This window comes from Ezakiella massiliensis (genome assembly GCF_059862345.1).
The window spans coordinates 23256-35478 of sequence record NZ_JCBCEO010000009.1; the positions used below are offsets into that span (position 1 = coordinate 23256).

A 12223-nucleotide genomic window follows, 5' to 3' on the forward strand; every position below is an offset into this window, starting at 1 on the left:
TTACTTAGCCTGTATTCTGTTTCTTGCCCGTAATATTCACCATATCTACTTTCCTCATTTTCTTCCATTTTTCTATGCTGCTGTTGCGAATATTCTGGCTGATATTCATTATGATAGGAGGCTTCTGCAAATTTTTCCTCATGGTTTTTTCTTTGTCTTCTTCCTCTATTTGACTTATCTTTTTCGTTGAGTAAATCCTGACTATTTTCTTGCAAATGAGATGAATAATACTTAGAGTTTTCATCATTATTGTCTATGTTATTCCTGCTTTTTACTTTATTAATTTCTTTTTTTGAAAAATCTGATTTTCTCTCTGTACTACTGAATTTTTCATTGCTTTCTTCTTTCTTTTCTGATATAAGTTTGGTCTTTGGTACATCTCTTGGGTTTACTTTCCCTTTCTTTTTCATATATACCTCCTATTTCATATTTTTCTCTATCCTTTCTTTAGCTATTTGACAGTAGTCTTTGTTTATGTCAATTCCAATATATTCTCTGTCCATCCTAATAGCTACCATTCCAACAGTTCCTGAACCCATAAAGGGATCAAGAATTAAGCCTTTTTTAGGACATCCTGCTTTTATACAAAGTTCTACCAGTTTTGGTGGAAATACCGCATAGTGTTTTCCTTTAAACGCACTGGTGTTAATAGTCCAAATATCTCTATTGTTTCTAAACTTAGGGACATTATCTCCTATATATTCTCCATACTCTCTTGCTTCATTTATGCTCTGTATTTTAGCTCCTGTACCTTCTTGTAAATACTTATTGTTTTTTCCTCTTGCCCTCATATATCTTTTCTTGCTTATTTCTTTTATTGGTTCTTTCATAGCGTCAAAGTTATAGAAATACTTTCTTGCTTTTGATAGTAGGAAGATATGTTCATAGGATCTTGATGGTCTATCTCTACAAGACTCAGGCATGGCATTTTCCTTATGCCAAATAATATCACTTCTTAAATACCAACCATCCTCTCTTAATTTTAAAGCTAGTTGCCAAGGTATCCCCATTAAGTCTTTTGCCTTGTAGCCACTGAGTTTTTCTGTAATAGACTCTTTTTGACCACTTCTTCCTTCTATGTTTTTAGGATCTTTATATTCTTTTTTGCTTCTTGTGCCTGCATAAGAATCTCCAATAACTATCCAAAGTGTTCCTTCTTTTTTTAATACTCTTTTTACTTCTCTAAAGACTTCAATTAATTTATTTAAATATTCCTCCGGACTTTCTTCTCTTCCAATTTGTCCTTCTGCTTTATAATCTCTAAGTCCATAATATGGAGGAGATGTAATACAGCAATCAAATGTTTTATCTGGAAATTCCTTTAGAGCAGAAATTGCATCTAAATTAATAATATAGTTAGTTTTTAACTTCTCTCTGTCTATCAATTTCTATCCCTTCCTTTAATTCTTCTGGTTTAGTTGTCATTAACTTATACAATTTTGTATCTTTAGGGAATCTATCTACAAAAGGTACTATTGTGTTTCCGTAGAATAGTAATCCCTCTCCCTCATTGGAATTTGTTACGTAGGATAACTGATAAAGAGATATATTTAACTTGTTCGCTAAAATTTCCCTATCACCACTAGCTTGATTAAGCATTAAGATAAAATCTGTGTTATCAAATATATTTTCTATTTCAGGACTGGCTAAAAGGTCCTTTACATTTTGTGTTAATCCTGTTGGAATCCCACCCCATTTTCTAAATCTTTTCCAGATTTCTATGGAATATGAGGCTGTTTGTTCTTCTCTTAAAAGCAAATGGAATTCGTCACAGTAATATCTGGTTTCCTTCTTATTCCTATTAATAGTTACTCTGTTCCATACTTGATCTTGAACAATTAACATACCTATTTTTCTAAGTTGCTTTCCTAATTCCTTAATGTCATAGCAAAGAATTCTATTGCCTGTATCTACATTAGTCCTATGGTTAAATACATTAAGACTACCTTTGACATAAATTTCCATTTCTACTGCTAATTTTTTCCCTACCTTTTCTTCTTGTTTTAAAAGTAAATTATATAAATCTTCTAAAATTGGCATATTTTCAGGAATAGGATTGTCGAAGTAATTCTTATATAATATTGGAAGGCATCTATCAATTACTGAAGTTTCTTCTGCACTTAACCCTTCCTTTCCTACTACAAGTTCAAACAGTGAAAGAATAAAGTCAGACTTTAAAGATAAGGGATTGTCTTCATCGGCATAGTCTACATTTATATCCAACGGGTTTATATAATCCTTACTTGTTGGCGATATTTTTATAACTTCTCCACCTAGTGCCTTAGTTAAATTTCCATACTCCCCTTCCGGATCACAGATAATGATGTCATCTTGTGTGATTAAAAAAGCATTGGTAATTTCTCTTTTAGCTGAAAAAGATTTACCGCTACCCGGTGTTCCAAGTATTAAACCGTTTGGATTCTTTAAAAGCTTTCTATCTGTCATAATGATATTACGACTTAAAGCATTTAATCCGTAATATAAGCTCTCTCCTTCTAAGCACAACTCTTCTGTTGTAAAAGGAATAAAGACTGCTGTAGAGCTAGTTGTAAGTCCTCTTTTTATTTCGATTTCATTTTTTCCAAGTGGCAGGGAAGAAATTAGTCCTTGTTCCTGTCTATAGTTAAGATTTTTCAATACACAATTATGTCTACCTGCTATTGAATTTAGTTGAAAGATTATATTACTCAATTTCTTTCTACTTTTTTCCATATTTGTAAACAAAATAGTTATGACAAACATTCTCTCATTATGATTTTGAAGTTCTACTAATAGTTTCTTAGCATCATTACCGTAGGTAATTAAATCGCTTGGAAGAATATCAATGTCATATCCTGATCTTATAGCCTTCTTATTTTCTTCAATTTTCATTTTATCCAAGTCTGTTATTTTTCTTTTAATCATCTTTATAGCTTCTGTTTGATCAATGGAATTTATATGAAATGTTACAATCATATTTTCTTCAACTCCTAAAAATTCTGATAATAATCTATCTGATAATTCAGGTGCTAGAATTTGTAGAAAGTTTACTTCTCCAAAGTATTCTCCAATTTTAAATTGATTGTGAGATGAAAAGTTAAATGATGCTGGTACTATATAATCCTTAGTAGATAGTCCACTATATTTTAGGTCTTCAAAGGAAAAAACAAAATTCTTATTCGGATTTAATATATCGTGAATAACCTTTAACCTTTCATATCCACTTAATACATAAGCTTTTACTCCCATCTGCTTAAAGTTATTTAATATATCCATTTCCATTCTTTCAAGTCTTGTAGTTGCCTCTTTTAAATCTTGTGCTTGTAAGCTAAAGGTGATATACATATATTTAGTAAGTCCATTATTTCCTTTTTGACTCTGATTTTTTAGCATTTCCCTGTACTCTTTTCGTATTTCATTATATGAATCGTTTCTATCCGGAACATTGATGTTTTTTTCTACTTCTTCATTTTTTCCTATGCGATTAATATATGAAAGTTCTATATCAACACTTGGATCAAAATAGTTTAAAAAACTTGAAAATTCATTAAATATACTTTCCTTATCTTCTTCTGTTGAAAGCTGGTAGTTAATATCTAAAAAACGTATCATTTTATTAAATTTGTTCTTCTCAACTTGGCAAATCCCATTTCTCAACATTCTTAAATAAGGGATTGTTTCCTGAACGCTCTTTTTCTTCTTCCCACCAAAAAAGGAAAGCTTCTTTTTGGGCTTTCCTTTTTCTTTAGAAATATTTGCTTTTTTCATCTTTTTTTGACTTATACTAATGCTTTTTAAATCTTCTTTTTGTTTTTTTAAATTTCTTTTTTCTTGATTTAATTTTTTCTGTTGTTTTTTCTGTATTTGATTCATTTACTCCTTTCCTTTCTTTGTTTCTTTATATCATAAATACATTCTGTCTTGTATATCCTTATACTTGTCTGTCTTTTCTTATCTATAATATACTTTAAATATTTTTCAAAATAGATCCCGTCCTTTTCATAAAGAGTTGCAAATATTATAGGAAAAGACACACCTATCATGATTAACATAGATAGGTCATTAGGCAGCACTTTTTTTACCATTAAATATACTGGAAAGCCTATTAGACCTGCAATTGTAAAGCCAATTAATTGTCTTTTTGTTAGATTTAGAGCTACCTTTGTTTTTACTTTTGTTAAGTCCTTTGGGACATTTACATAAGCCATTATTCTAAACCCTCTAAGTAAAAGCCATATATATCTTCTCTGTTCAAATCTTCTAATGATTTTCCCATATTCACTGCTATTTCTAAGACTTTTTCATTCGTTTCTTCTCTATTATCTAAAACTTCCAATGTTTTTCTTATAATCATTCTATTTTGTATTTCTCTTGTAATATATCCCCCTATTAAAAGTATTGGGAGTCCTATTGTTCCAAGTGTTTTTAAATTAATTTTTTTGTCCTTTTTTCTTCTAATTTTCATCATCTTCTCCTTTTTTATTAATGAGCATTTAAAATTGATTTTGCAATACTTCCTGATTTCATCATAGTTATCCCAAGTATTAATGTGTATCCTAGTAATTCAAAAATACTTTTGTGTATGTCTGATATATTTAAAGTCTTAACAAGTACGGCATAAATTCCTACGCATATAAGTAAGAATAAACCTTGCAAGCCAAGTGCGAAGAGCCCTCTTATATAGTTTGTTCCAATACTTCCCCATTCTTTATTACCCATTGTGGCAAAAGGTATGGCGCAAACTGAAGTATAAATATATATTTCTATCATCCTGCCGTATAGAATAACTGTAATGAGTATTGATATCCCTTGAATTATCATCTTTACAATGGCTGTCTCTAATACTATAGTCATTAATTTTCCTATTGACTCTCCTTTTAGGCTATCTACCATATTAGCTATATCACCTGGAGAAACTTTTGCACTAGCATTTGCTACACCTGCTGCCTTTCCTATTAAATTCTGTGCCACATCAAATACTGCCATAGAAAAGTCAAAAGCATGAGATACAAGCCATACTGCTATCCACATTTTTATCATATATTTAAAAAAATCAAAGGTATCTGTGTCATGCATATTATTTTTGTTCATTACCATTTGAATTAATTCAATACATAGTACAGCCGTTATGATAAGACCTGCTATGGGAAGTATAACATTTTCTGAAATAGACTTTATGAAGTGGAAAACCTCCGAGTTCCATCCACTCGGAGTCTTTCCTACCTCATTTGCTATCGTTGATACTTTGTCATTTATATCAAGGAGCATTCCGCTTAAATTTTCCTTGATCATATCAATAAGTATCTCCGAAAAAAACTCTTTGATCTTATCTACTATATTAAACATTTTATTTTAACACGTTTGCTAATAGCGGTATTAGTTTTAAACCTATGAGTACAATTCCCCCTCCAGCCATAAGCTGCTTAATGCCTTGAGATTTAGCACCAGGGTTGTCATTCCCATAACCTTCCATCAGGTTGATAACACCCCATGCTCCAAGCCCTGCACCAATTGCTGTAACTAATATTTTTAATACATTTACTGCTTGTGTAAAAAATTCCATTTATATTTCCTCCTCTTTTTCTTCTTTTTTAATTTTATTTATGTGCTTTACTATAAAATTTTTAAATATCTTGTCTTCTTTTTTTGTTTCCTTAAAATATCCAAAAATATGGATGTATTCTCCACTTTTAAATTCCTTCACACTTTTTGCCTTTTCCCCGTAGAGATTACAGTAGATATATTCTTTTTTAACCTTTCCTTCTTCTTTGTTCTTTCTAACTATTGTGAAGTTAGCTACCTCTTTTTCTCCTTCCTTTGTATCTATTGCAGTTGTTTTTATTTCTCCTACTAGATTTCCATTAATATTTAGCATTTCTCTTTCCATTTGTTCTATCTCCTTTATTCCATAAAAAAAGCGATAGTTTTCTCTATCGCTTCTACTTCTAATTCATTAATATTTCATTTTTCTCTGTATCTTATTTTTTCGGCTCATCTCGTATATATTTCATTCTTCCTCCTTTGGGCATAAAAAAACACCGAAATGTTTTTTTCGGTGTAAATTTCTCTATTTAATTTTATGGTTTTAGTAATTCTTTCCAGTTTTCTATAAAGCCAACATGTCTTAATTCAATATTTTCATATCTTGCTATTAGTGCTGTTAGATCATGATAAAAATTTTTGTAATTTTCTTCTTCAGAAACTATTTTAAGATTAACTAATGTAGCAAATATTGTATTGTTTGAAATATTATTTTTTAAATATTCTTTATATAGCTTTGGTGATTTTGTAAGCTTTGCTCCATATAGCCTGCCATAATGGGCACATATATTTCTTATATAGGCAAAATTTTCTATCCAAGATTCAAAGTAATGGTATTCTGTATGAAAGACTTTTGCAATTTTACTTTTATCTTCATTTTTCATATTCTTATACATTTTAGATAAGGTTCCAAAACTCGCTACTTCTATCACTGCATAGAGTGGAATTTCTCCACCTTCATAATTGTCTTTAAAGTTTTTTATAAAGGGTGAGCGTCTATTTCTTTTTGTTTCTCTTTCTAAATCATTTAATGCTTCTTTATATCTGTTTTTATATTTTCCCACATTTGACAAATCTTTGTAACCAAAATTCCCATATTTTAAAGAAAAATAGTTTGTGATAACTGCTCTTAAAGAAACTTCAATATGTTCTATTATTTCAAATATGAGTTGTCTAAGTTCTCTATCAAATTTATATAAACTTACAATATCTTCAAAACTTATTCCTGATATATATCTTCCATCTTTTTTTAATGTGACACTATAAGCTTTAATCAGCCTGTAATAGGATATTCTTCCAAGAATTTTCTTAGCATAAGTTTTATCTTTTACTAAAAGTCCTAAGTCTATTAAGTTTTTTACTTGATTTTCTATACTAATCGGTTCTTGGTGGATTTTTTTCATTTTTTCTCCTAAAATCAAATGACCCGACTTGGTCCGCATTGTTAAGAGGCGTGTCGGGTGCTGTTGACATTATTATATGTTATAAAATATTTTTTGTCAAGTATTTCCTTTTAATCTTTCCTAAATAGCTATCTTACTTCTAATTTTAAATTTATTCATCTAATATTTCAACTACCATACTCTCTTTTAACTTAACCTCATCTTTTCTCTGTAGGTATTTCTCTATGTCAAATATATTTCTCTTATCATAATCTTCCAACAACTTGTAATTCTTATGCTTTGTAATATCAAATTTATCAGACAAGAAAGGTCTTACTCCTCTTAGTTGGTATATACACTTACCACCATCCATTACAGTTATTTCATCTTGACTCATAAGTTCCTTACCAGTTTTTTGATAATTTAGTCCAAAACTCTTTTGATTTGACCTTGTTTCTGATGTGTTATATAGGTCTATGGTTTCTTTTCCTAAGGTTTCTGATAATTCTTTTACTGTTGTTTTTTCTTTTCCTCCTAAAAAGAGTGTAGAGTCGCAGTTACCAACTATTGTATCTGCATGGTCTTTATAGATTGCTTTTAATTGAGATTGTGCTTGCAGTATTATACTTGCTGATATTTCTCTACTTCTAATAGTTGCTATCAGCTTTTCAAATTTAGGAATTAAGCCGATATTTGCGAATTCATCAAGTAGGCATCTCACATGAACAGGAAGTCTTCCGCCATATTCATCATCTGCTTTATCACATAATAGATTAAATAATTGTGAGTACATTATTGATACTACAAAGTTAAATGTATCATCTGTATCCGATATTATTACGAATAAAGCTGTTTTCTTTTCTCCAAGTGTATCAAGCTCCAGTTCATCTTCTTTCATTAAGTCCCTAAGTTCCTGAATATCAAATGGAGCAAGCCTTGCTCCACAGGATATAAGGATTGATTTGGCAGTTTTTCCTGCTGCAAGTTTGTATTTCTTGTATTGTTTTACTGCGAAATGATTTGGCTTTTCTTTTTCTAATGCTTCAAACATATAGTCTACTGCATTTTTAAAATTTTCATCTTCTTCTCTTACCTCACTTGCATCTATCATAGCAAGTAAAGTTGTAAAGTTCTGTTCTTCTTTAGGAGCTTCATACCAGATATATCCTATAAGTGCTGTGTAATAGAGTTTTTCAGCTTTCACCCAAAAATCCTCAGTTGATTTTTCTCCTTCTCCCTTAGTATTTGCAATTATTGTTTGTACTAATTTCAAAATATCTTTTTCACTTTTCAAGTATGCAAAGGGATTATATCTCATGGATTTTTTAAAGTTTATTGTGTTTAGTATTTTTATCTCATATCCATTTCTTTCCAACATTTTCCCACATTCCAAGACTAATGTTCCTTTTGGATCGGTTACTACATATGAAGAGTGCATTTGCATGAGATTTGGCTTTACAAAAAACCTTGTTTTACCACTACCAGAACCTCCAATTACCAATACATTTTTATTTCTCGCATATTTTGGATTTTTAGGTCTATTGTTCATGGTAAGTCTTTCAGTTTGAGTTAATAGCACATTGTTTTCAAACTTCTTGTCAATGTATGGCTCAATGTCTTTTTCATTTCCCCATCTTGCCGATCCATATTCTCTGCCCTCTCTAAACTTTTTTGCTTTTTTCTTTTTCTGTATAAGGATTAACTTAATAACTACTGATAGAATTAGACTGGGTATCAGGTTTTTTATTTTTAATGATGGAATATAGTTTAAAGTATCTATTTGACTAAAAGCTACTAGAATTCTATCTATTATATCTCCTCCTACATAAGAGTTGACATGGCTTGCAAAGATATTTCCTATATAAAAAAATAAGAGGTAAGGAAGATTTTCTAATACAAATTTCTTCTTATCTCTTATCTTAAAAACATTTTTTATATCTTTTATTATTTCATTTAGTATTTTCGAATTAACCACTTCCTCTCCATAAAAAAGAGTAGATTTCTCTACCCATTAGTATTTTATTTATCTTTTTTATATCTTATTACTGGAACTTGTTTTATTTTTTTACCTATCTTTTTTCTTTCCAAGACAAAAATCATATTCTCATTTCTTTTAAAATATCCTAAATCTCTATGATAGCTTATACCACACTTGCAATGTAATAGACCTATAAACTGTTGCTTCATCTTTGAGTTACATATGGGACATATTCTTTTATTTGTCATTTTAAACCACCATTATACTTATATTTTACTTTCAAAGGTATTTTTTAGTTTTTTCCCTAATGCTTCTGCTCTCATTGTTTATCTATAGATAAGAGAAATTCTTCTACTGGATGATTCCATCTTCTTTTTCATAGTATTCAACAATAAAGCTATTCATGCCTTCTCATCATATATATTATATATCCAAGTGCTTTTATTATAAACTTTGTTCCTGATGCTTATGTTTAACCTTATCTCTGTCAATAGTATCTTTGACTTTATCCTTGAAGTTATTAAGCCTTTCTATTACAGATTTTCTCTTTCTTGACTTATCTTTAGTAAATTTCTGGACTGTCTTTTTAAAAGCTTGTTCCATTACTTTTATATCTTTTGCTTGAAAAAAGATAATGTTGTTTCCATTTTCTAAATCTTTCTTTATGGAAAATTTCACCCCATATCTTTTTAATTCTTTTTTCAATGCTTTTAAGTCTATGTCATTTAATTCTAAGGTTTCTACTTTACCTTTTTTTACAAGGTCTTTTACTTTTACTTTTTTAAATTTTTCTAAGGGTCTTGACTGTTCTGTCTGTGTTTTATGTTTATTTATTTCTAATATTTTCTTCATCAAATTTATAACTTGCTTGGCTGTAACTATCCCCGCTTTTTTTACTATGGCTATTGTTCTGCTATTTATATCATCATTTTGCATTCACTCACCTACTTTCATTCTTTTTTTAATATTTCATAGGCTAATTTTGATTTCTCCTTCATTTTTTCTATTCTTCTATTTTCTCCTGTAAATATAATGGGACTGCATATTTCAAGTATCCTTGAGTAAATTCTTTTATCTTTTATAGTTTCAGGATTAGTTAAAGCTGATATATTTAAGTTTGTTGTTATAATTAGAGGTTTCCCACTTCTATATCTACTATCTATTATGTTAAAGATATGCTCAGCTGCAAAATCTGTATCTCTTTCCATTCCAAAATCATCAATAATTAATAGTTTCTTATGATTTAGGTTATCTATATACTTACTTTTATCAATCTCAAAGTTAGTCATATCATTTAAAATTACAGAAAAATTTGTCATTTTGACTGATATTTCTTTTTCTAGTAAAGCATTTGCTATGGCACTTGCAAGATATGTTTTTCCACATCCCACATTCCCTGTGAGAATTAATCCTATATTATTTTCATATATTTCATCAAATTTTTCCACATAGTTTTTTGCTACTTTTTCATGCTCACTATCTTTGTCCATATTTTTAAAATTCCAATTTAATAGGATAGGATCAGAAAAACACTCTTTTTTTAAGCGTTCAATTTTTAAAAGCCTTTTATTTTCTTTTCTTTTTTCTTCCTCTAATTTTTGTCTTTCTTTTTTACATTGACATAAAATACCAACTTTTTTTATTTCTCCAAAGAAGTCTATTTCTTTTTCAATTGGTGTTTTACATTTTGCACAATATTTTAATCCTGTTTCTTGATCTATATAACTCCTATTTTCTTCATCTTTTGATGGACTATTTGTTTCTGCATTTTTTATTTTCTGTTCTAAGATTTCTTTTATTAATTCCATATGCGCCTCTCCTATCAAGTATTTAAAAATTCTCTCCAAATATCCTCATCGTTACTATAGTCATAGTTTTCTCTTTTCTGATCTTCTCTCTTTATGACTTCTATGTTTCTAATACTTTCATCTGCATTGTATAAGAGAGTCAGTAGATAAGCATTAATGTTTCTAATATCCTTTGGAGCATTTTCTCTTAGGTATTTCAAAACATAGTCTATGTGTTTATAGTTAAGACTTAGAAATCTTTCTTTAAAATTTTCATTGGATATATGCCTCCCTCCTATTTTAATGTTTGTAAAGCTAGTTAAGGCTTTTACAAGTACATTTATCATTACATCTACTTGTTTCTTTTCTTCTATTCTTACTTTTTCAAAGGTTTCATAAGATATATTCTTTTTTATAGTTTCTTTTAATTCTTCCTCCTCCAAAGTTTTTTTTGATTTTTCTCCTAGCTTTTCTAAGGGGGATATGGGGGTTGTATTATTAAAATCAGTATTATTAGTTTCAGTATTATTAATATTAGTATTATTAGAGTCCTCTTTTGAAACTTCTTGAGGTTTGTTTTCTAAACTTCCTGAAGTTTGTTTTTTAAACTTCTTGAGGTTTGCTTTTGAAACTTCTGTAGTTTTATTATTTTCTGTGTAAATAAAGTTCTTTACATAAAGTAAATTTGGCTTTCCAAGTCCTAACCTCTTTTTTTCTAATAATCCTATTTCTTCAATTTCTTTCATTACTTTGACCGACTTATTTCTCCCCCAGTTTAATACTTCCATAATTTCTTCTATGGTATAGATGATGTATACCTTGTTTTCTTCATCTAACCATTTATTCTTAATTGACAAGCTCATTCTATCGAGTAGAATTCCATAAAGAATTTTTGCTTCTACGGATAGTTTTTTAAAATTTAGGTCGGTGAATAAAGTTTTGGGAATCCTAAAAAATGAATATTGTTCTGCTTCATTGCCATAATAGTATTCAAATTTAACTATTTCTTTCATCATAACCCCCTTTCTTTTCATATAAAAAGAGATAGCTTTGATTTTGCTATCTCTTTTTCATCGTTTTAATCTATTTATTTTTATATTTAAATTGCTTTTATTCTTTCATTCACCTCTTCTATCACTTCTATAATAAAATATCCTAGCACTGGTAAACCATAAGGACTAAAAAGATATGCTAGTATAATTGCCTCTATAGCGAGTGCTTTTTCTCCATGATAAACAGATCCCAAAAATCCCATAATAGCGATAAATGAAATCAGTTTAAAAAATATTGTACTAAGTCCTAATACAAACGTTAAAAATAGAGTGATGATACTTAACGCTATACTAATAGGAAACAATATGATTTTGAAAAAAATTCTAAATATTATCATATTCTCTTCAATCCTTATTACTTATGTTTTCTTTTCTTTTTTGCTAATTTAATAAAAAAGATGACAGACTTAATCCTAAATCGTCTTGTTTAAAAGTTTTGTGGAAGCCTTTAAACTTTGATTTTAATGGATTTATTGTATCTGTCATCATTATATCACTGTCCCC

14 protein-coding genes are annotated in these 12223 nt (G+C 29.3%); all 14 read right to left on the reverse strand.

The features are described 5' to 3' along the window. Nucleotides 1-419: 419 nt before the first annotated feature. On the reverse strand, nt 420-1385 hold the full coding sequence (locus tag AC6FXG_RS08800; RefSeq protein ID WP_202496550.1) for a DNA-methyltransferase: 966 nt from the start codon (nt 1383-1385) through the stop codon (nt 420-422). Beyond that, nucleotides 1357-3852: a VirB4-like conjugal transfer ATPase, CD1110 family gene (locus AC6FXG_RS08805; RefSeq protein WP_002842316.1), complete on the reverse strand. Its 2496-nt coding sequence runs from the start codon at nt 3850-3852 to the stop codon at nt 1357-1359. Before AC6FXG_RS08805 ends, AC6FXG_RS08800 begins: the two co-directional genes overlap by 29 nt. Further along, nucleotides 3849-4187: a PrgI family protein gene (locus AC6FXG_RS08810; RefSeq protein ID WP_002838958.1), complete on the reverse strand. Its 339-nt coding sequence runs from the start codon at nt 4185-4187 to the stop codon at nt 3849-3851. The genes AC6FXG_RS08805 and AC6FXG_RS08810 overlap by 4 nt, the downstream gene beginning before the upstream one ends. Then, a complete protein-coding gene (locus AC6FXG_RS08815; protein WP_000702456.1) occupies nt 4187-4444 on the reverse strand; it encodes a hypothetical protein in 258 nt (85 codons plus the stop codon). Before AC6FXG_RS08815 ends, AC6FXG_RS08810 begins: the two co-directional genes overlap by 1 nt. A 17-nt stretch (nt 4445-4461) precedes the next feature. Beyond that, the gene (locus tag AC6FXG_RS08820) at nt 4462-5325 is read right to left on the reverse strand and encodes a VirB6/TrbL-like conjugal transfer protein, CD1112 family (RefSeq protein WP_025194490.1); all 864 of its coding nucleotides are present in this window, start codon (nt 5323-5325) and stop codon (nt 4462-4464) included. Nucleotide 5326: 1 nt separating this feature from the next. Continuing rightward, the gene (locus AC6FXG_RS08825; protein WP_002838961.1) at nt 5327-5542 is read right to left on the reverse strand and encodes a Maff2 family mobile element protein; all 216 of its coding nucleotides are present in this window, start codon (nt 5540-5542) and stop codon (nt 5327-5329) included. Further along, nucleotides 5543-5866, reverse strand: coding sequence for a single-stranded DNA-binding protein (locus tag AC6FXG_RS08830; RefSeq protein ID WP_500572377.1), 324 nt, complete (start codon nt 5864-5866; stop codon nt 5543-5545). It lies immediately after the preceding gene. Between the two features lie 190 nt (nt 5867-6056). Further along, the gene (locus tag AC6FXG_RS08835) at nt 6057-6923 is read right to left on the reverse strand and encodes an Abi family protein (RefSeq protein WP_500572378.1); all 867 of its coding nucleotides are present in this window, start codon (nt 6921-6923) and stop codon (nt 6057-6059) included. 151 nt (nt 6924-7074) lie between these two features. Then, nucleotides 7075-8877, reverse strand: coding sequence for a VirD4-like conjugal transfer protein, CD1115 family (locus AC6FXG_RS08840; protein ID WP_500572379.1), 1803 nt, complete (start codon nt 8875-8877; stop codon nt 7075-7077). A gap of 44 nt (nt 8878-8921) precedes the next feature. Next, nucleotides 8922-9128 (reverse strand): hypothetical protein, encoded by a 207-nt coding sequence (locus AC6FXG_RS08845; protein ID WP_000182663.1) that lies wholly within the window; start codon nt 9126-9128, stop codon nt 8922-8924. A 196-nt stretch (nt 9129-9324) separates the two neighbouring features. After that, a complete protein-coding gene (locus AC6FXG_RS08850) occupies nt 9325-9816 on the reverse strand; it encodes a PcfB family protein (protein WP_094202864.1) in 492 nt (163 codons plus the stop codon). A gap of 14 nt (nt 9817-9830) precedes the next feature. After that, nucleotides 9831-10688 (reverse strand): ATP-binding protein, encoded by an 858-nt coding sequence (locus tag AC6FXG_RS08855; protein WP_060803171.1) that lies wholly within the window; start codon nt 10686-10688, stop codon nt 9831-9833. Between the two features lie 14 nt (nt 10689-10702). Continuing rightward, entirely contained in the window at nt 10703-11680 is a 978-nt protein-coding gene (locus AC6FXG_RS08860; RefSeq protein ID WP_316285938.1) for a replication initiator protein A, read from the reverse strand. 86 nt (nt 11681-11766) lie between these two features. Next, a complete protein-coding gene (locus tag AC6FXG_RS08865) occupies nt 11767-12057 on the reverse strand; it encodes a CD1845 family protein (RefSeq protein WP_169043322.1) in 291 nt (96 codons plus the stop codon). Nucleotides 12058-12223: the final 166 nt, after the last annotated feature.

Bases quoted from the DNA above. Each gene is read 5' to 3' on its own strand.
- AC6FXG_RS08805 (WP_002842316.1), bottom strand. From the start codon at position 3,852: ATGAATCAAATACAGAAAAAACAACAGAAAAAATTAAATCAAGAAAAA.
- AC6FXG_RS08810 (WP_002838958.1), bottom strand. From the start codon at position 4,187: ATGGCTTATGTAAATGTCCCAAAGGACTTAACAAAAGTAAAAACAAAG.
- AC6FXG_RS08815 (WP_000702456.1), bottom strand. From the start codon at position 4,444: ATGAAAATTAGAAGAAAAAAGGACAAAAAAATTAATTTAAAAACACTT.
- AC6FXG_RS08820 (WP_025194490.1), bottom strand. From the start codon at position 5,325: ATGTTTAATATAGTAGATAAGATCAAAGAGTTTTTTTCGGAGATACTT.
- AC6FXG_RS08825 (WP_002838961.1), bottom strand. From the start codon at position 5,542: ATGGAATTTTTTACACAAGCAGTAAATGTATTAAAAATATTAGTTACA.
- AC6FXG_RS08830 (WP_500572377.1), bottom strand. From the start codon at position 5,866: ATGGAAAGAGAAATGCTAAATATTAATGGAAATCTAGTAGGAGAAATA.
- AC6FXG_RS08835 (WP_500572378.1), bottom strand. From the start codon at position 6,923: ATGAAAAAAATCCACCAAGAACCGATTAGTATAGAAAATCAAGTAAAA.
- AC6FXG_RS08845 (WP_000182663.1), bottom strand. From the start codon at position 9,128: ATGACAAATAAAAGAATATGTCCCATATGTAACTCAAAGATGAAGCAA.
- AC6FXG_RS08850 (WP_094202864.1), bottom strand. From the start codon at position 9,816: ATGCAAAATGATGATATAAATAGCAGAACAATAGCCATAGTAAAAAAA.
- AC6FXG_RS08855 (WP_060803171.1), bottom strand. From the start codon at position 10,688: ATGGAATTAATAAAAGAAATCTTAGAACAGAAAATAAAAAATGCAGAA.
- AC6FXG_RS08860 (WP_316285938.1), bottom strand. From the start codon at position 11,680: ATGAAAGAAATAGTTAAATTTGAATACTATTATGGCAATGAAGCAGAA.
- AC6FXG_RS08865 (WP_169043322.1), bottom strand. From the start codon at position 12,057: ATGATAATATTTAGAATTTTTTTCAAAATCATATTGTTTCCTATTAGT.